This window comes from Bacillus sp. FSL R5-0431 (assembly GCF_038002985.1).
Classification (GTDB): Bacteria; Bacillota; Bacilli; order Bacillales; family Bacillaceae; genus Bacillus.
This window is the reverse complement of sequence record NZ_JBBOOG010000001.1, coordinates 239,770-259,255: the sequence shown is the minus strand read 5'-3', so window position 1 is coordinate 259,255 and position 19,486 is coordinate 239,770. Positions and strand designations below refer to the sequence as shown.

Sequence of the window (19,486 nt, the reverse complement as noted above, 5' to 3'; positions counted from 1 at the left end):
TGTAGTGATCATATGAGTTCTTTATCTTATCCCCAAGAATCGAAAAAAAATCGATTTCTCCTTGCTGCATTGCTTGGGTCTTTAACAGCCCTTGCACCGCTTGCAATGGATATGTATTTACCTGCTTTGCCTAATATTGCGCGTGATTTTGAAGCAAGCACGGCTTTGTCCCAATTAAGTCTTATGGCTTGTCTTATTGGACTGGCGCTTGGACAGCTGATTGCAGGTCCTATTAGTGATACGATCGGCAGAAGAAAACCGCTGATGATCGGCTTAATCATTTTTATAGCCTCATCACTTTTATGTACGGTGGTCACATCGATTTGGATGTTCATCCTCTTAAGATTGATTCAAGGGCTCGCTGGTTCAGCTGGCATTGTCATTGCACGAGCGATTGTGCGAGATCATTATGAAGGATCAGAAATGACGAAATTCTTTGCACTGCTGATGTTGGTCAACGGGGTTGCTCCGGCAGCGGCACCTATTGTGGGCGGACAGATTTTACGCTTTACAACATGGCAGGGTGTATTTGTTCTACTAGGAATTCTCGGGGCCTTGATGCTGCTGAGATCCATTTTTTCACTACAAGAAAGTTTACCTGTGGAGCGCAGACAGACTGGGGGCTTTCAACAGATTGTTGGTGCCATGAAAATTTTAGCGAGTGATCGTCTCTTTGTTGGGTATGCCCTCTCGCAGGGTCTTGTATTCGCAGCGATGTTTGCCTATATTTCTGGCTCACCGTTTGTGCTCCAGGATCTTTTCCACCTTTCTCCACAAGGATTTAGTGCTGCCTTTGCGGTGAACAGTCTTGGCATCATCACGGCTGGACAAGTATTTGCCCGTGTCGCTGTAAAAATCGGCGAAGAGAAAGTTCTTCGCATTGGATTGCTGACAGCTGCCTTAGGCGGCGTCACCTTATTTTTGATGATCTCCATTGATGCAGGATTGTATGGCATTCTCATTCCATTGTTTTTTGTTGTCTCAAGCGTCGGAATTGTCGGTACGTCCGCGCCGTCTCTTGCGATGCAGCATCACGGAGCGCATGCAGGAAGTGCAGCTGCCCTTATCGGGGTGGCACAAATGCTGCTAGGCGCATGCATGACACCTCTTGTCGGACTAGCGGGAAGCCAAACAGCCTTTCCAATGGGCCTGATCATTATGCTTTGTGACCTAGGTGCACTTTGCTGTTATTTCTTCTTTGTGGCCCGAGCAACAAAAAGACCCGCATAAGCGGGTTTTTTTAGTTCATTATAGCGCGTTGCTACCAATTGATGGTGCGGAACACGTTGTTCTCGTTTTTTGTGTGATATGCGTCTGGATCAAAACCTGATAGCCCAAACCCAATCGCCGTTACAATGCCTCCTACAACTGTGAAGATCATGCCCCATTTAAAGCATTGCTTTTTGAATTCATTCACGTTCATATTCTCACGACCTTCTTTCTAAACATTCCCATGAATGCCTTAGTGGTTTGAACAGTCATTTGCACAAATAACTTTGTCAAATACACCGTGGCAATGCCGCATAATAATCCGACACCTAATAGAAGAATACCCACTCCAACCTGCGTCACCACCACATGCAAACCGTCCTGAAAAATAAATGGAGAACCAATGATGCTCCAAAAACCTCCGAGCAGACCAGTGAGCGTCAATGCACCTGTGACGAGCGGAACGCACCAAACCAACATATAGACAGAAAGAATCAGCAGAATGACCGTTGCTAAAATACTTCCCCATAACGGAAAGCCCAAAATGAGAATGGAAAGCCTTGTAGCTTTTTCTCCGAACGTCGGCACCTGAGTAGTTTTGATTCCTTGTTCCTTCATAATCCCCTCAGCGATGATTGAAGGCTGACCCACTTGATGAACAGCTTCCTGTTCGCTGTAGCCATCTTCCTGATAATCCTCGATCATTTCATCGTAATATTCGATGAACCGATCACTTTCTTTTTCGCCTAGACGATGCAGGTGCTTCTCTAAGCTGGCTAAAAATTCTTTTTTATTCATTGCCCTGTCCTCCAGAAATAAAGTCGTAAATCGCCATCACTTGATCCCATTCCGCTAAAAACTGCGCCATATGCTCACGGCCGCTATTTGTCATTCGGTAGTACTTTCTTAATCGACTGTTATGTTCCTGGGAATAGGTCTCCACATAGTTGTTTTGCTCTAACCGCTTTAATATCGGATATAATGTCGATTCTGAAATCTCAATACAATGGGACATATCTTTAATAATTTGATAACCATAGGAATCGCCTTTCTTTAATACCGCCAGTACACAGAATTCCAGCAAACCTTTTTTTAATTGTGCATTCATGATTACAACTCCTAACCATCTATACTATACAATACATAGTATAATGTGACAAGAGGTATAGAGCATAAAAAAAGACCCGGTTAAGGTCTTTTCAGGTTTATATATTCACAAATCCTTCTCCGAACACATCACGCACGTCATGGACAACAACGAATGCGTCTCGATCAATTTTCTTGATAATTTTCTTTAGGCGCATGAGCTCTTGCTTTTGAATGACTGCGTAGAGAATCTCCTTCGATTCCTTTGAATAATGACCGCGTCCGTTTAAAATCGTCACGCCTCGATCCAAAGTGTGATTGATTTCTTCAGCAATATCATCTTTGCATGAAGAAATAATCGTTACTGCCTTTTTCGTGTTAAGCCCTTCTATCACAAAGTCCATCACCTTTGTTGCCACGTACAGCATCACAATGGTGAACATTAATTTTTCCGCACCAATAATAAAGTAGGAAGCAAATACGACGATCAGATCAAAGAACAAGATGGCATAGCTCACGTTCCAGTCTAAATACTTGTTGGCAATTCTTCCGAGTATGGCAGAACCCGCCGTTGTACCGCCTGCTCTTAGCACAAGACCAATTCCAATACCGATGATAATTCCTGCGAAAATCGCTCCAATGATCAATTCATGTACATTCACGACCCATGTTGTGGTCAGGTGTAAAAATAGGGAGTTACTTGCGACGGCAACCACAGTATAAATCGTCGTCTTCTTGTCCAAATATTTATACCCCACAAGCAGCAGGATGGCATTAAACACCAGGTTCGTCAGCCATGGTGCAATTTCAAACAAATAATAGAAAATGATGGACAGCCCCGTTACACCGCCTTCACCAAATTCAAGTGGAATGACAAACATGTTCACTGCTGCAGCAAATAAAAAAGAACCAATCAGAATCATAGCCAAATCTTTTACACATTTTTTCAATTTCTTCTTTCCTCCTTTTCTAAGCATATAAAAAACCCTCTTTCTGCACGAAAGAAGACAGTCGTTGGACAAAATAAAAATCAAAAGACAGCGCCTTTTGATGAAGCTTTCTGAAATGAACCTTTCCATAATATATATCTCTTTTTAGAGGCTGTCAATGACTTGGTTTTCTATTATTTTGACTGCATGTTTATGCACCGAAACCCGCATGTTTTCAAGGTTTTTCCGCGATATCATGCTTTTTCCTCTCCTTGACAAAAACACTTTAGTCATTTAAACTACTGCCTCATATCATATCCATCATTTCCAACTAAAAAGGAGGGTGTTCGATTCCGATGAATCCTATTCAAAGCCGTTTACAGCCTCACGCACCTTTGGTTTTAGACGGTGCACTTGCAACGGAGCTTGAACGAAAGGGCTGCGATTTAAACGATCGTTTATGGTCAGCCAAAATACTCATTGAACAGCCAGAATTGATTCAGCAAGTACACTTGGATTACTTCCAAGCCGGAGCTGACTGTGCCACAACAGCGAGCTACCAAACAACGATTGATGGCTTCGCTGAAAAAGGCTATACAAAAGAAGAAGCCATTGAACTAATGAAACGATCTGTCACTTTAGCAAAAGAGGCACGCGATCTTTTTTGGCAGGATGAAGCGCATCGTAAAGGACGGACAAAACCATTTGTCGCAGGATCTGTGGGGCCATTCGGTGCTTATTTGTCTGATGGTTCAGAATATAAGGGAAATTACGGACTCACGGAGCAGGCACTCATTGATTTTCACAGACCAAGAATTCAGGCATTAGTAGAAGCTGGTGCAGACATTCTTGCATGTGAAACGATCCCTTGTCTGATTGAAGCAACGGCTATCGCAAAGCTGCTGCAAAATGAATTTAGGGGTGTATCTGCTTGGATCACATTCAGCGCAAAGGACGATCTTCACATTAGTGAAGGTGATTTGCTCAGAGAATGTGTACAAGCATTGGAACCTTATGAACAGATCGCTGCTGTTGGTGTAAACTGTACGCCGCCGCAATTTATCTCTTCTCTCATTCAAGAGATGAAAAAGGGGACGAGCAAGCCGATTGTCGTGTATCCAAACTCAGGAGAATTATATGATCCTGAAGAAAAGGTATGGAGCGGGGATACATCTCAGCATACATTTGGTGAATGTGCGCATCAATGGTACAAAGACGGCGCGCATATCATCGGCGGCTGCTGCCGGACGACCCCAGAAGATATCACGGACATCTTAAAACAAACCACATCATAGCACCACGAATCATCACACATACTTCTAAGCAAAAGGGCGGGAAGACATGGAACAAGCAAAAGATCAGTCACAACAATATCAACGAAAAATGACGAGCCGCCACCTGTTCATGCTTTCTCTAGGCGGCGTTATTGGAACAGGGCTCTTTTTAAGCTCTGGGTATACCATCAATCAGGCAGGACCCGCAGGAACGATTCTTGCCTATCTTGTCGGGGCATTAATTGTGTACCTCGTGATGCTCTGTTTAGGCGAGCTGTCTGTCGCAATGCCGGTTACAGGGGCCTTTCATACGTATGCAACAAAATACATTGGACCCGGCACAGGCTATACAGTCGCTTGGCTCTACTGGCTGACATGGACAGTGGCACTCGGTTCGGAATTTACAGCGGCAGGCCTTTTAATGCAGCGCTGGTTCCCAGACACATCGGTTTGGATGTGGAGTGGCGTTTTTGCTCTTCTCATCTTTTTACTCAATGCTTTTACAGTTAAGTTCTTTGCAGAATCGGAATTTTGGTTTTCCAGCATTAAAGTAATGGCTATTATTCTCTTTATTATCCTTGGCGGAGCTGCGATGTTTGGCTTGATTCCATTAAAGGGCGGTGAGGCCGCTCCATTCTTTTCTAACTTCACTGGAGAAGGCGGACTTTTCCCAAACGGCTTTTTACCAATTTTAATGACGATGCTGGCCGTCAATTTTGCTTTTTCAGGTACGGAGTTAATTGGGATTGCTGCGGGTGAAAGCGTCAATCCTGACGAGACCATTCCAAGAGCGATTCGCACAACCGTACTGCGTCTTGTCCTGTTTTTCGTTGGAACGATCGTGGTCTTAGCCGGCTTGATCCCAGTGGAAGAAGCCGGGGTGATCAAAAGTCCATTTGTTGTGGTGTTTGATCGAATCGGGATTCCGTATGCCGCAGATTTCATGAATTTTGTCATTTTGACGGCGATCTTATCTGCCGCAAACTCAGGACTATACGCGTCATCCCGTATGCTCTGGTCTCTTTCTGAGGAACGGACACTGCCTAAGAAACTAGCGAAGCTGACATCAAAAGGAATTCCTTTGAATGCACTGGTTTTAAGTATGATCGGCGGTATTCTTTCTTTGTTATCAAGTGTCATCGCACCCGAAACGGTATACCTTGTCCTTGTTTCGATCTCTGGACTGGCCGTTGTAATCGTGTGGATGGGGATTGCTGCCTCACAGTTTATGTTTCGGAAACGTTTTTTGCAGGAAGGCGGACAGCTCCATGATCTTTCCTTTCGAACCCCGCTCTATCCAGTGGTTCCAATTGCTGCCTTCCTCCTGTGTTTTGCATCTGTCATCGGTATTGCCTTTGATCCAAATCAGCGGATTGCCCTCATCTGCGGCATTCCTTTCATCGCGCTCTGCTATGCTGCCTATTATGTGACAGCTTGGATTCAGAAAAAACGAGAACCTGGTGTATAACGCCAGGTTTTTTTCTATAAAAACAACCTGACAAAAAAGGATAACACTAGCAACAGAATCACACTTTGGTATATGATAGGAATCTATGATTTTCAGGATGAACCAAGGGAGTTGTCACTAATATGGAAATGACCATTACAAGAGCATTAAGTGAACTGAAAATGTTAGATAAGAGAATCAACCGAACCGTTGATGAAGCCGTACTTGGTGGATTGATGATCGGGAAACATATACAGCACGGGTTTCAAAATCAAGAAGAAATCGAAAAAAAGGCGAAGGCTGATGACCAATCGATTCAAGCATTAATCAAACGCAGGAATGCCATCAAATCAGCCATTGTTGTGTCGAATGCGACCACAACAATTGATGTAGCGGGTGTCAGCATGACAGTGGCAGAAGCGATTGAACGGAAGACGTCGATCGAATACGATATTCGTTATTTACGGAAATTGAAAAAGGTGTACACAGAACTAGTAGACAAAGTAGAACAAACCAATGAAGATGTGAAAAAGAGGCTCGACCAGCATTTAGAAACCTTGTTTGGGAAAGACGGAAAAACACAAGCGGCTGCCAACCAAGAGATCGTCAAGTCGTTCCTCGCTGAAAATGAGGCAACGATCATCGACCCGCTTCGTCTTCGAGTGAAGATTGAAAAGCTTTCGAACGAAATTGAGGATTTTCAAATGGAAGTTGATTTTTCCTTGTCTGAAAGCAATACACTGACGAAAATACAGATCGATTAATTGATTTTGTTAGTGAGCCGAAAATCGATAGAACTAAACACCTCCGAGGGAAAGGTCATTCCCTCCTCATCTGATCATCTTTGGATGATCCTTGATAAAAGCTCAAAGCTGAACGTTCAAGGATCAACGTTCAAGTGTGAAAGTTCTTATCCATCAAAGCTCAGGATTAAAAGTTAAACGCTCGATCGAATCTGGGAGTAACGGCTGATGAGTGTTTGTTTATCGACTCTTTCGGTTGCCGCCCAGCAGGTTTGCTAACAAAAAGAAAAGGATGTCAAATGAGACATCCTTTTTTCTATGAAAAAAACGACAAGCTCCAGCCAAGTCGTCTCCATCAGCAAATTAGTTACGTAATGTATATGCCAAATGGTACACACTTGTGACATTTGAAGATAGCTTGATGTCGTTTGAAGTGAACGTCGCCGGAACAATATCGTAGTAATGTGTCGACCAGCCTGCATTATTGTATGTACGGTAGCCTGCACCTGAAGGAACTTGAATCGTTAGTGAAAATTGTCCATTCTCGTCTGTTGTGCCTGTCGCTGTTTGAGCCAATGATTTGATCGCTGCTTCAAAATAAAGCTGGATTGGCTGATTAGCCATCAGATTTCCGCTCGCATCCTTTAATGTTCCTTTAAACGTAGCTGGATAATAAGAGCCCACTCGATATTTACTGCCAGAGCCGTAATTCACCATTCCACTATCTGCTGCTGTGACACTAGTTACTTGTACAGATGCTGGTACTGCTCCTGTTTCCTCTGCATGTGCAAAGGTTGGGAATACGAGAAGCAATGATAGAAAGAAAGCAAACATCATTTTTTTCATCGATAAATCCTCCTTTTTTTCCTACTATATTACTATCAACATTAATTGGTATTTTTCCAGTAACAAACAAAAGAACTTCCCTTTTTTAGAAAGGGAAGTTCCAGATTGTTGACAAAGGGCTAAAATGATCTTTATTTTAGCCCTTTGTCTTCTTTTCAGCGTGATAGAAAACCTTTGCAGTCTAGGAAGGACGAGCACCGGAGCGGAGCGAATTTTACATTCGTGAGCACCGGAGCACAGCCCTGACAACGAATGCGAGGGTTTGTCTACACGTTGAAACTTCCCTTTTTTAGAAAGGGAAGTTCTTCTCTTACTTTTTCACAACAACAACCTTCACCGCTTTGCTTTCTCTTTTTCTCACATCAGAAGCGGTCACATACAAGACTGTTTTGACTTTTTGCGGTTTTATTTGGGCAGTAAATGCGCCCTTGTTATTCGTTTTCACCGTTTTGATGACTTTCTTTGATTTGTTTTTCACTTTAATGGTCAATCCTGCACCCGCAGTCCCTTTGACCGTTTTACTTTTGACCGTTACTTTGCCCACTTTCGGCTTAGCTGGTGCTTTGCCTTTTTTGACGACTGTTTTGAGCGTTGTAGCGGCCTTTCCTTTTGAAATCTTAATGTGAAGGACTTTGTTTTTGTTCTGATGCTTGATCTTCACACTAAAAGTTCCATTTTTGCCTGCTGTGCCTTTTCCAAGCAGGGTTTTGCCTCTATACACAGAAATAGCAGCGCCTGCCTTTGCTTTACCTGTCACCTTTTGATGCTGATCCTCCACTTTGCTCACAGATGCATTCAGTTCGACAGCACTTAAAGCAGCAAATGCATTCAGTCTGCCATGTCCTGTCATCCAATCAATACCTGGAATTTTCGGATCGACAATTGGCTCATCGTTTTCATCATAGAAAACGTCATCTTTTCCATCAACAGATGTAAAGGAGATCTTATCTGCTGTGCTTTGCAAGATATTCCTTACTTGATTTGGCTTCAAGGATGGATTTTTAGAAAGCAGTAATCCTGCTGCTGCTGCCACATATGGTGTCGCCATTGATGTCCCGCTCAGATATGATACATTCCCATCTGGCATTAAGCTGGGAATATCAGATCCTGGTGCAGACATGCTCAGTCCTTTACCATAGCTTGAGAATTCAGCGGCAATATCCATACGGTTGCTTGCGCCAATGGCCATTCCGTACTTTGATGTCGCAGGATAGCCCATTTCTGGAACGCCATCATTTCCACTCGCCACGACCACTAGTACATTTCTTTGAGCCGCGTAGTTCATTGCATATTCAATCACCCGGCTGTAGTAGCCGCCAAGACTCATATTGATGACCTTTGCGCCTTTATCCACTGCATGCTTGATTCCAAGTGCAATATGCTCTGTATCTCCAAAGCCATAGGCATCCAGCACCTTCACCGGAATGATGCCCGTATGTTGATTGAGACCTGCCATGGAGTAATGATTATCGGCTTTTGCGGCAATAATGCCGGCAACATGCGTACCGTGTCCATTGTCATCAATCGCATCTTTGTTTCGTCCAATGAGATTCGCACCTAAGTCCGTACGAACAGTCCCGCTTAGATCAGTCAAACGACTGTCTACACCTGTATCCACAACTGCAATCAATGTTTGCTTCATCTTGCTTGTGCCAATCAGTGTGTTCATTTGTTCAAACTTCACATCAGCGCCTTTTTTCCCGCTGTTTTGCGCACTGTTTTTCAGTGGCCACTGGTATCCATACTGCACATCATTGCTCAGTGCACGATACGTTTGAACAGGCTCTGCAAATTCAACATTCGGCATGCTGGACAGCTTTCTCGCAGTGCTTTTGATCACAGCTTTGCCTGCTTTTAGTGTCTTCCCAGCTGACTCTTGCCCTGCTGGTAAATCATAGACATACATTCCTTTAAACAAAGGACTTACTGACTGCGATGTCACGCGGTTTTCTTGGATTCCATAGCTTTTCATCTTCTTTTTCGCAGATTGAAGCGTTTGGCCATCCTTTAATTTAAAAATGATCTTATTCGTCTTCACTTTCTCTTCTTTTACAAGCTTTTGCTTTTCTAATACATAACCGATCGATTTTCCTTCAAGCTGATCGATTCCAATATTTTGACTCACTGCTTCTAATTCCTTCTTTAAATAGGCAGGACTTGCTCCTTTGAGCATATCAAAAAGAGAACGGATCGCCTGTTGTTCTTTCTCTGTCACGATATGACCACTAAATGCACCATTTTTCTCTACGTCATTTAGCAGTGTCTTTAATGTAAGCAGATGATTGTATACCTTTTGCTGCTCATTTTTTTGTTTGATGAGCTTCGATTTGAGAAATGGCTTTGTCTTTTGGAGCAGGCGACTCAGCTTCTGACCATTTGGTGTTTCATTAAAACGTTTATCTTCAATTGTACGCATCGATTGGAGAATTTCGCGCCCGTACTTTTTCTCAATAATAATGATGTCAGGCTCATCGTCTTCAGGGAAAACGGGTTCAGAAGGCGGAAGGTTAGCTCCTTTATACCCAATTGTATAGGCCGCATCCTCTTCCTCATCACGGCTGTCTTCCTCCGACCCTAAATAGAGCACTTTGACAAAATAAGGACCTGACCATGCATGCGGGAAGTCGATCTCTGTCTCTCCACTTGCAGTGTCCACACGGTATCTCGAATAAGTGTCATCCTTCATCGCTCTGTCCTTGCTTGGATAGACCGATACGGATAACACTTGTTTACTTTTGACAGAAATTTTCATATGTGTATCTTTTGCCACCTCTTGTGCAGATGGCGTGATTTGGTACCATGACTCTTCCATTTCATTCTGTAATGTCCCTGAGATGACTTCACCATTTTTTAACCCAATGGCTTCATTGACATTTGTTCCTTTACTGACAGCTGCTGCCTCGTATCCAGGAAATACCGCCATACAGAGAATGATGGCCATGAGTACGATCACACAGGATTTGACCTGCTTTTTGAACATGAAAAGACCCCCTTATCATTTGTAATACCTTGGAAGAATATCACAGAAATGCATTTAGTAGAATCTGTTTTTTACATAATTAAACTCGTTTTAAGCTAGGATTTGAGATAACAGACAGCAAGACAAATAGCTTCATAAACTTTTTGCCATTTCAAACGGAAAATGATTCTATTTAACCATGCCGAAAAGTACATTACAATCAACTTGTAAGCGCTTAACAAACAAGAGAGAAGGGATCAGCTTGTTCCAAAAAGATCATGTTTTCACACAAGTAAACGGACGATCAAAGAATGAGATTTTACAATACATTGCCGAGAAAGCTGAAGACCTTCAGATTACAAACGATCAGGCGGGGTTATTATCCGATTTGTTGACACGCGAAGACGAAGTTTCAACAGGACTTCAGCAAGGCTTCGCCATTCCTCATACAAAAAGCTCCGCTGTACAAACGGCTTCACTTCTTTTTTTAGAGCTAGAACAACCGATTGAATGGGGCAGCTTCGACGATTTGCCCACAAGCTATTTATTTACACTGCTCGTTCCATTAGAAGAAGCAAATGTCACACACCTGAAATTACTGTCAGGGATTGCGACAAGCCTCATGGAACCGGCTTTCATCGAAAAAATACAACCAGGTCAAACCGCTGACTATTATTACGAAGTCATTGAACAACAATTGAAAGAGGGGATTACACAATGAAAATTGTCGGTGTCACTTCATGTCCAGCAGGGTTAGCTCATACACCAATGGCAGCAAAGGCATTAGAGAATGCGGGTAAACAGCTCGGTCACGAGATCAAAATTGAGCAGCAAGGGATTATGGGACAGGTAAATGGCATTACAGCAGAGGAAGCAAAGCAGGCAGACCTTTGTATCATTGCATCAAATCAGCATATCAACGATGCGGAACGTTTCTCAGGCATTCCCACAGTACGTGTCGAGATTGGACGCGCCTTAAAAAATGCCGAGCAAATCATCACAAAAGCCGTAGCACTTGTTGAAAAGAAAAAATCTGAATCTTAATAAACGTGAGCAATGCCATATAGAAAGGAGCAAAGCAAAATGAAAGCAAAATTAAAAGTCATTGAAGGCCATCTCATGACCGGTATTTCTTATATTCTTCCTGTGATCATCGGTGCCTCCCTTATCGTTGGTTTAGCAAAACTAGTCGGATTAGGATTTGGTGTTTCAGATTTAAACGCCTATAAGGATGCTGGCGGCATTTTACACGGCGCCTATTTAATGGAGCAGGTTGGCTGGACAGGCATTGGCTTAATGAACGTCCTGCTCGCTGGATTTATCGCCTATTCGATTGCGGATAAATCAGGTCTTGCGGCCGGCTTCATCGGTGGTGCCCTTGCCAGCTCAACGAATGCTGGATTTATCGGTGCCGTCATTGCAGGCTTCTTCGCAGGATATGTCGCTCTTTTTGTAAAACGAAAAATTCAAATTCAAGGCTCCGCGGCCGGACTCGTTCCTCTGCTCATCTTACCGCTTATAACCGTTGGCTTAACCGGGCTTCTCATGTCCGTTCTGCTGGGCGGTCCATTAGGCGCTTTGAACACGGCATTAATTGAATGGATTAAAGGTATGGTCGCTGACGGCACAAGCACACTCGCACTCGCTCTCATTCTAGGTGCGATGATTGGGTTTGATCTTGGCGGACCAGTGAATAAATCTGCTTGGATGGCTGGTAACGCACTCTTCCTATCAGGCGTCTACCTCCCTGCCATCCTCGTCAATATTGCGATTGTCATTCCGCCGCTTGGATACGGGCTTGCGACATTGATTCGAAAACGCAACTTCTCTCCAACCTTTAGAGAAGCCGGACGAGGCGGGCTTGTGATGGGCATTATCGGTATTACGGAAGGGGCGATTCCTTTTACCCTTGTCAATCCTTTGAAATTGATTCCGCTCAATGTTGTCGCGTGTGCTGCTGGAAGCGGGGTCGCTGCATTATTAGGTGTTCATGACATCATGCCGCCAATTGGCGGGCTATACGGCTTCTTCTCAGTCGGAAACTGGTGGGCTTATTTAATCGGAGCCCTCACTGGCGCACTCGTCATCGGTATTGGCGCCAATCTGCTTGTGAATTTCTCTGAGAAAAAAGAGCCAAAAACGCCACAACATGACCAGAAGCAGAAAGAAGAAGACGATTTTGACCTTGTGCTAGAAGGATAATTTGAACATAGAAAGGTGTCGTTGATCAATGACTGTCAATGTACATGTGATTCCACATACTCACTGGGACCGGGAATGGTATTTCACCACCTCCCGATCCCGTATCTACTTAATGAAAAGCGTAATGGACATTTTAGACACCCTTGAAACAGATGAAAGGTTCCATTACTTCATGCTCGATGCACAGGCATCCTTATTGGATGATTACCTGAAATGGCGCCCTGAGGATGAGAATAGAATCAAAAAGCTCGTCACAGCCAAACGTCTCATCATCGGCCCATGGTATACCCAAACCGACCAGCTCGTCATTTCAGGTGAATCGATTGTACGGAACCTGCAATATGGGATTGAACGCTGTCAGCAGTTCGGTCATGTGATGAAAGTCGGCTATGTCCCTGATTCCTTCGGTCAATCCGCGCAAATGCCTCAAATTTACCGTGGATTCGGCATTGTGGATACAGCTTTTTGGCGCGGTGTTTCAGACCATATGACGAATCACACTGAATTCAATTGGCAAGGTGCTGACGGCAGTGAAGTCTTTGCTGTGAACCTGCCATTTGGCTACTACTACGGTGGAAATATTCCTGAAAAGGATGAGGATTTACAAGCCTTTTTATCTGAAAAAATTGGTGCGCTGCAAGCAAAAGCAACCACAAAGAATGTTTATTTCCCAAATGGCTTTGACCAAGCACCGATCCGCAAAAACCTGCCTGACTTATTAGAAAAAGCCAATGAACTTGACGAGCACCACTATCAAATCAGCAGTTTAGAAGATTACATTGCAGCAGTGAAAAAAGAGCGGACTTCTTTTGAGACATTAGAAGGAGAGCTCATTCATGCGAAACATATGCGGATTCATAAATCTATTTTTTCAACACGAGCTGATTTAAAAATCTTAAACAATCAAATTGAAAACTATCTCGTCAATGTGATGGAGCCTATCCTAACGATTAGCTATTCACTCGGACACGACTATCCGCATGATACGGTTCGTGATATTTGGTACCTCATGTTTGAAAATGCAGCGCATGACAGCATTGGCGGCTGCAATAGCGACACGACGAATCAAGATGTCTTCTTCCGCTACAAGCAGGCAAAGGAAATCGCCGAGAATCTTGTGGACTTACACATGCGTCTCATTGCTATTCGACTGCAAACTGAGCAAGAAATCACATTCACGTTATTTAATACACTGCCTTCAAAGCGTTCTGAAGTCATTGAGGTCGAAACCTTTATCACGGAACGTCCATTTACACTAAAGGATGCAAACGGAAGAATGCTTCACTACACAGTGAAAAGCAAAACCGATGTCACAGATTATGTGCTGGCACAGCAAATTTCTCTTAACCCAAGTAAAGATGTGTACATGCCAAAACAAGTATGGAAAGCCATTCTGCTGATTGAAGCCGCCAGCTTACCATCCGTTGGTTATACACAAGTCAGCATGGTTTTCGATAAATCAAGCGAATCTGCATGGGAACAAACAGAAGGACGCGCGATTGAAAATACGTATTACCGCATAGCGGCAAATGACAACGGATCGCTGGACATCACAGATAAACAAACAGGCCGGACATTCTCTGAGCAAATGATCTTTGAAGACAATGGAGACGATGGAGATTCCTACAACTATTCCCCGCCGCGCGAAGATCTGTATGTGTCATCCAAGGATCTTTCTTCAGCAGACATCACAGTGTCTAAAAGCGGCCTGCAGGAAGAGCTCACCATCCAGCTTACTCTCACTGTCCCATATGACTTAGAAGAGCGCTCTCAGCAATCGGTCACGACTTCACTCCCGATCACAGCGAAGGTGGCATTAAACAAAGATGAGCCTGTCATCCGTTTTCATGTCGATGTCGACAATCATGCGTTAGACCATCGTCTGCGTGTCCTCTTTGATACAGGCATCGCATCAAAGGTATCACTGAGCGATCAGCAGTTTGGAACCACCGAACGCCCAACAGAGCTCACGCAAGAGCTTGAATGGTGGAGCAATGAGCATTGGGAAGAAAAACCGATCACCATTGAACCGATGCAATCCTTTACTGCACTTCGTGATGAAGCATATGGTGTCGCTCTATTGACCGACTGTGTGAGAGAATACCAGATCACAGGAGAAGGCTACACAACGATTGCGTATACGCTCTTCCGCTGTTTCGGAAAAATGGGGAAAGAAAATCTTCTTTACCGTCCAGGCCGCGCATCTGGGGAAAAAATTGTTGAGACACCTGACGCTCAGCTGCAAGGTGCACTGTCGTTCTCATTTGGCATGCACTATAGCAAGGACGCTGTCAGCGAGGGGCACTTAGCGCAGCTTGCTAAGCGGTATACCACCCCAGTTCAATGCTACGAACGGGCAGACTTTTTAAACGGTCGTTTAATTTTCTCTTTCCGAGATGAAAAAGAAGACTTACAATCTACTTATAGCCTGCTTGACATTGAGACAGACGGAGCCATTCTAAGCGCTCTAAAAAAAGAAGAGCATGGGACAGGCATTGTCATCCGTCTCTTCAATCCATATTTAACGCGTCAAACAGCCGCTTCAATCAATAGTTCATCTCTACAACACGGAGAAACAGCGAATTTAGGCGAAACACCTGAAGGACATATACTCAAAGCACAACATGGATCATTACACATTGAACCGCTCACACCTTGTCAGGTACAAACCTACATTGTAAAGAAAAAATGAACATGTAGGGGCGGGGTCCATTTGGATTCCGCCCCTCTTTAATGGAGGGCATTGATCATGCGAATTGGAGGCATTGAAGCAGGCGGAACAAAATTTGTCTGCGGCTACGGAACAACAGACGGAACGATTGAACACATGACTTCCTTTGCAACAGGAAACCCAATTGAAACATGCCGGCAAGTGATCGATTACTTTACAAAGCATCCTGTCGATGCCATTGGCATTGGGGCATTCGGGCCTGTCGATGTAAAAGAACAAAGCCCAAGCTATGGGACGATTTTAGATACACCAAAAACAGCCTGGCGCCAATTCCCTTTCCTCTCAACCTTAAAACAAGCCCTTGGGCTCCCGATGAAGCTTGATACCGATGTGAACTGTGCAGCACTCGGAGAAGCCCGCTTTTCGGTCGAAGCACAAAAGCCTGCTTCTTTGGTTTACATCACAGTTGGAACAGGAATAGGCGGCGGTGCCTATATTGAACACCGCCTCATTCACGGATTGCTGCATCCAGAAATGGGTCATATCACCGTTCAGCGGCATCCTCATGATTCCTACGGAGGCTGCTGCCCAATACATCATGACTGTTTAGAGGGACTGGCATCTGGACCTGCCATAGAAGGACGCTATCATACACTGGCACCAATGCTGCCAGAGGAGCATCCTGCCTGGTCACTTCATGCCTACTATCTCGGGCAGATGACCGCCAATTTATTACTCACTCTTTCACCAGAGCGCATCATTCTCGGCGGAGGTGTGATGAAACAGCCCGCTATGCTGCCCCTCATTCTTGATGAAACAGAAAAGCGGCTTCACGGGTATTTGCAGCTGCCAAAGCCTTTAAATGAAATTATCACAAAGCCATCCTTTGATGGATTATCTGGTTTAATGGGCGCAATCGCTCTTGGTACTGATGCCTTACAGGCGCAAGGAGCCGCGCAATGATGATGACGGCAGATCCTCGAACCTATCAGCTGATTCAGCGGCTATTTGAAACGAAGGGGTTCGTGAAGCTGGAGGAGCTCACTGCCTCTTTTCGCTTATCTGACCGCTCCATCCGCAATTTAATCAAAGAAGCAAATGAACAACTAAAGGAAGCTGGAGCCAAGATTAAAACGATCCGCGGAAAGGGATACACCCTATTAACGAGTGATCAAGACGCCTTTCTGCTTTGGCTTCATCAGCAGAAGCTTCCTGCCCGCTCTCTCGTCCCCGTCATGCCAGAAGAGCGTGTACGATTTATGATGAGAAAGCTATTGCTTCAACCGGATTACTTAAAAATTGACCAGCTGGCTGAAGAACTGTTTATCAGCCGCATGACGGTCAGCAGTGATTTAAAAAAAGGACGAGAGCTGTTAGCCCGTTACGGCATGACCCTTGTGTCAAAGCCTGGTTTTGGCTTAAAGATTGAGGGAGACGAGCTGCAAAAAAGAACATGCTATGCAGACTTACTCCTTGAGGAAGAGCCTGCACTTTCTCATATCACCGAGCGGGAGCAGCTCCATTTTCCTGATATTTCTCTTGAAACCATTCGATCTATTGTCCTGACGAACCTGCATCAAGAGTCATTGCTCATTAAAGATATTGCCTTAAAAAACTTAGTCATTCACTTAGCGATTGCGATTCAGCAGACACGAAAAAACCAGCGGATATCCGCCAGCACCACTCGTACACAAAGATCGCAAGTCTTAATGAGAATTGCCCAAAAGATCATACAGCAGGTAAGTGACACCTTTCACGTCATCTTATCAGAGGATGAAACAGATTACTTAGTGATGCATCTATTGGCGAATCAAACGTGGAAAGAAGCCGCCCAGCATCAGACGACAGTGGAAGTTCAGCAGGCGGTTGCGGTCTTTCTACAGCACATTGAGAAAACAAGCGGCCACCGCTTTGCAGATGACAACATCCTGCAGCAAGACTTGATGCTTCATATGAAGCCATTATTAAATCGAATCCAATATGGCGTATCCTTACAAAATCCGCTTTTGCATGAGATCAAAGCGTCCTATCCTTACCCGTTTGATTTGGCTGTCAGCGGACTGAATGCCTTACAGCTGGTACGGACGCCAAATGAAGACGAGGCGGCATATGTTGCCCTGCATATCGCTGCTTCATTTGAAAGAAGTCAGCTCGATACCTCGCAAAAAAAGAAAGCCATTATCGTGTGCGGGTCTGGACTAGGGACGGCAAGACTGCTTGAAATTAAATTGAAGGCAGCCTTTCAGCACGAACTGGAAATCGTCGAGCTGTATTCCTATCAGGATTATCTAATGAGCACCACCCTGCCCTGTGATGTCATCATTACAACCGTCCCACTCGCATCAAAGGGAAAACCCGTGATTCAGGTCAGCGCTTTTTTTGAACATCATGATGTACAGCGGGTAAATGAGATCATTCATTTATTAAATGGACATGGGACTCCCTCTAAAGAGCTGATGGCATTTTTTCAAGAACGATTGACCTTATTGAATGCTGACCTATCCAGCAAGGACGAGGTATTAGACACACTATGCAGCCGTCTAGAGGAGCATCAGCTAGTATCGCCTTCTTTTCGGTCCTCGGTGCTTGAGCGGGAGCAAATGTCCTCTACCTATCTTGGCAGAGGAATGGCTATGCCACACCCGCTCATCACAAATGAAGGCACCTCCTGCGTAGCCATCGCACACTTAAAACAGCCAATTGACTGGCAGGGAGATGAAGTATCACTTGTCTTTTTATTAGCGATTCATAAGGATGACGCAGCCTGCATGAATCAATTCTTTGAACAGGCCGTCGATTTACTGGACAATCCAGACCGCATTCACTTCCTGAAGCAAGCAAAAACATTTGATGAGTTGATGGATGCGTTGTTTCAATAAGATAGAACAAAGGCCGCCCAGTTAATGAGGCGGCCTTCGTGTTATTTAGAATATGGATCATCAATCGTATATGACATTTTTCCCTTCTTCACTTAATTTCTTCAAAGAGCTCAGCATATGTTCAATTTCTTCATCAGAATGTCTTTCCCATGAACCTAATTCTGCGACTATTTTCAAAGGGGATTTCGATCGATAAGAACGTGTTGGATTGCCGGGAAATTTTTTGTCAGTCAAATTCGGATCATTTTCAAACTCGCCTAACGGTTCTACAAGATATATTCTCTCTTTCGCATCAGACCTTGCTAACTCAGCACCCCATTTGGCCGCATTTAATGTTCCAGTGAAATAGATATGGTTTGATTTTTTATCCTGAAAATTGGATAAATACAGCCGTTCAAGCAGATCTCCAATCTTCAATTCTGCTTTCGTCCCATGAAAAAATGGGCCAGGATCTAAAACCTGCTCATTGTCATTCATACAGCCGCACCCCTTATCGTTTTTGACTTGCGTATAACAGTATACGGCCTGATCTGGGCGGAAAACAGTCTATAATTGAGATTGAATTCGGGGTATAATGATAGTAGAGAGCAAGATGTGATTTGTAAACTCCAGCAAGTTGAAAAAACAGCAAGAATACATACAAAACAGTCTTCTTGAAAGAGATAAAAAGCTGTTAGAGGCCATAAGAGAAACTCAAGAAACTAAAAAATTAATTGCGGCAACGGAGCAGGAGGAAAAGGAAGGACAAAAAAAATTTTGGTGGCAGTTTTGGAAATAGCGTATTGATGCCTAGGAAGGAGAACTGATCAGGATTGAAGAAGATGAGGATAAAGTAGCCAATGAGACGTTTGATGTTATAGCTGGTTGGCGTGTTGGCACATAATCAATTAAATTTTTCAGGAAGGGTGTAATGAGATAATGAAGGATAGAGATAAGATTTGTCATATATATGCTCAAAAAAGTTGGCATATGGATTCTTATATTATTGGTAATCGTGAGGGTTTAATGGAATTAAAGAGTGCTATTGACCAAGCATTGAAAAGTAATGTTGGTCAAGCTGAATTGTTTCCATCAGATTTAGAGGATTATACAACTTACGTTGCTTTAGTTGATGATAAAGAAGAGTTGGATTCACTTATTATGCCTTACATTGATGAGGATAATGATGATGAAAACTTGATACATCCAGTTGATATAGTTACAACTCATGAAGAGAAAAAAACCCCCTAAAAATTAGGGGT

Annotated in this window: 19 protein-coding genes; 12 read left to right on the top strand and 7 right to left on the bottom strand. The window is 43.8% G+C overall.

Annotated features, from left to right (window positions below; all coding sequences use genetic code 11):
• The first annotated feature begins 12 nt into the window (after positions 1-12).
• Positions 13-1,230, top strand: coding sequence for a multidrug effflux MFS transporter (locus tag MKZ03_RS01460; RefSeq protein WP_282068857.1), 1,218 nt, complete (start codon positions 13-15; stop codon positions 1,228-1,230).
• 31 nt (positions 1,231-1,261) lie between these two features.
• Here MKZ03_RS01460 and MKZ03_RS01455 read toward each other — a convergent pair whose 3' ends face one another.
• From MKZ03_RS01455 to MKZ03_RS01440, 4 genes are all read right to left on the bottom strand, one after another.
• A complete protein-coding gene (locus MKZ03_RS01455) occupies positions 1,262-1,423 on the bottom strand; it encodes a hypothetical protein (protein WP_162839381.1) in 162 nt (53 codons plus the stop codon).
• Positions 1,420-2,007, bottom strand: a complete 588-nt coding sequence (locus tag MKZ03_RS01450) for a DUF1700 domain-containing protein (protein WP_341030702.1) — start codon at positions 2,005-2,007, stop codon at positions 1,420-1,422. Before MKZ03_RS01450 ends, MKZ03_RS01455 begins: the two co-directional genes overlap by 4 nt.
• Complete coding sequence (locus MKZ03_RS01445) at positions 2,000-2,317, bottom strand: PadR family transcriptional regulator (RefSeq protein ID WP_034664309.1); 318 nt, start codon at positions 2,315-2,317, stop codon at positions 2,000-2,002. The genes MKZ03_RS01450 and MKZ03_RS01445 overlap by 8 nt, the downstream gene beginning before the upstream one ends.
• A 97-nt stretch (positions 2,318-2,414) precedes the next feature.
• On the bottom strand, positions 2,415-3,245 hold the full coding sequence (locus MKZ03_RS01440; RefSeq protein ID WP_034664484.1) for a YitT family protein: 831 nt from the start codon (positions 3,243-3,245) through the stop codon (positions 2,415-2,417).
• Between the two features lie 335 nt (positions 3,246-3,580).
• On the opposite strand from MKZ03_RS01440, the gene mmuM reads away from it, so the two are divergent.
• The 3 genes from mmuM to MKZ03_RS01425 all read left to right on the top strand — a co-directional run bounded on the left by mmuM (position 3,581) and on the right by MKZ03_RS01425 (position 6,709).
• Positions 3,581-4,519 (top strand): homocysteine S-methyltransferase, encoded by a 939-nt coding sequence (mmuM, locus tag MKZ03_RS01435; RefSeq protein WP_034664310.1) that lies wholly within the window; start codon positions 3,581-3,583, stop codon positions 4,517-4,519.
• A gap of 46 nt (positions 4,520-4,565) precedes the next feature.
• Positions 4,566-5,966, top strand: a complete 1,401-nt coding sequence (gene mmuP / locus MKZ03_RS01430) for an S-methylmethionine permease (RefSeq protein WP_341030699.1) — start codon at positions 4,566-4,568, stop codon at positions 5,964-5,966.
• 122 nt (positions 5,967-6,088) lie between these two features.
• Positions 6,089-6,709 carry a hypothetical protein gene (locus MKZ03_RS01425; protein ID WP_334750740.1) on the top strand — a complete coding sequence of 207 codons (621 nt, stop codon included), beginning with the start codon at positions 6,089-6,091 and terminating at the stop codon, positions 6,707-6,709.
• A 342-nt stretch (positions 6,710-7,051) separates the two neighbouring features.
• On the opposite strand, the gene MKZ03_RS01420 is transcribed toward MKZ03_RS01425, so the two are convergent.
• The gene (locus tag MKZ03_RS01420) at positions 7,052-7,534 is read right to left on the bottom strand and encodes an Ig-like domain-containing protein (protein ID WP_187704308.1); all 483 of its coding nucleotides are present in this window, start codon (positions 7,532-7,534) and stop codon (positions 7,052-7,054) included.
• Positions 7,535-7,844: 310 nt separating this feature from the next.
• On the bottom strand, positions 7,845-10,514 hold the full coding sequence (locus tag MKZ03_RS01415) for a S8 family peptidase (protein WP_341030695.1): 2,670 nt from the start codon (positions 10,512-10,514) through the stop codon (positions 7,845-7,847).
• Positions 10,515-10,755: 241 nt separating this feature from the next.
• On the opposite strand from MKZ03_RS01415, the gene MKZ03_RS01410 reads away from it, so the two are divergent.
• Genes MKZ03_RS01410 through MKZ03_RS01385 form a run of 6 tightly spaced genes read left to right on the top strand, consistent with a single transcriptional unit; the run spans position 10,756 to position 18,245 of the window.
• Complete coding sequence (locus tag MKZ03_RS01410) at positions 10,756-11,214, top strand: PTS sugar transporter subunit IIA (RefSeq protein WP_060595447.1); 459 nt, start codon at positions 10,756-10,758, stop codon at positions 11,212-11,214.
• Positions 11,211-11,537: a PTS fructose transporter subunit IIB gene (locus MKZ03_RS01405; RefSeq protein WP_012008793.1), complete on the top strand. Its 327-nt coding sequence runs from the start codon at positions 11,211-11,213 to the stop codon at positions 11,535-11,537. Before MKZ03_RS01410 ends, MKZ03_RS01405 begins: the two co-directional genes overlap by 4 nt.
• Before the next feature lie 39 nt (positions 11,538-11,576).
• Complete coding sequence (locus tag MKZ03_RS01400; RefSeq protein WP_341030693.1) at positions 11,577-12,695, top strand: PTS fructose transporter subunit IIC; 1,119 nt, start codon at positions 11,577-11,579, stop codon at positions 12,693-12,695.
• Between the two features lie 28 nt (positions 12,696-12,723).
• On the top strand, positions 12,724-15,387 hold the full coding sequence (gene mngB, locus MKZ03_RS01395) for a mannosylglycerate hydrolase (protein ID WP_341030692.1): 2,664 nt from the start codon (positions 12,724-12,726) through the stop codon (positions 15,385-15,387).
• A gap of 57 nt (positions 15,388-15,444) precedes the next feature.
• Entirely contained in the window at positions 15,445-16,329 is an 885-nt protein-coding gene (locus MKZ03_RS01390; protein ID WP_341030691.1) for an ROK family protein, read from the top strand.
• Positions 16,326-18,245, top strand: coding sequence for a BglG family transcription antiterminator (locus tag MKZ03_RS01385; RefSeq protein WP_340974330.1), 1,920 nt, complete (start codon positions 16,326-16,328; stop codon positions 18,243-18,245). Before MKZ03_RS01390 ends, MKZ03_RS01385 begins: the two co-directional genes overlap by 4 nt.
• A gap of 60 nt (positions 18,246-18,305) precedes the next feature.
• Here MKZ03_RS01385 and arr read toward each other — a convergent pair whose 3' ends face one another.
• Positions 18,306-18,722 carry an NAD(+)--rifampin ADP-ribosyltransferase gene (arr, locus tag MKZ03_RS01380; protein ID WP_341030690.1) on the bottom strand — a complete coding sequence of 139 codons (417 nt, stop codon included), beginning with the start codon at positions 18,720-18,722 and terminating at the stop codon, positions 18,306-18,308.
• A gap of 139 nt (positions 18,723-18,861) precedes the next feature.
• Between arr and MKZ03_RS01375 the strand changes: the two genes are divergently transcribed.
• Both MKZ03_RS01375 and MKZ03_RS01370 read left to right on the top strand, forming a co-directional pair.
• Positions 18,862-19,023, top strand: a complete 162-nt coding sequence (locus MKZ03_RS01375) for a DUF3967 domain-containing protein (RefSeq protein WP_341030688.1) — start codon at positions 18,862-18,864, stop codon at positions 19,021-19,023.
• Positions 19,024-19,163: 140 nt separating this feature from the next.
• Entirely contained in the window at positions 19,164-19,475 is a 312-nt protein-coding gene (locus MKZ03_RS01370) for a hypothetical protein (RefSeq protein ID WP_307498937.1), read from the top strand.
• Positions 19,476-19,486: the final 11 nt, after the last annotated feature.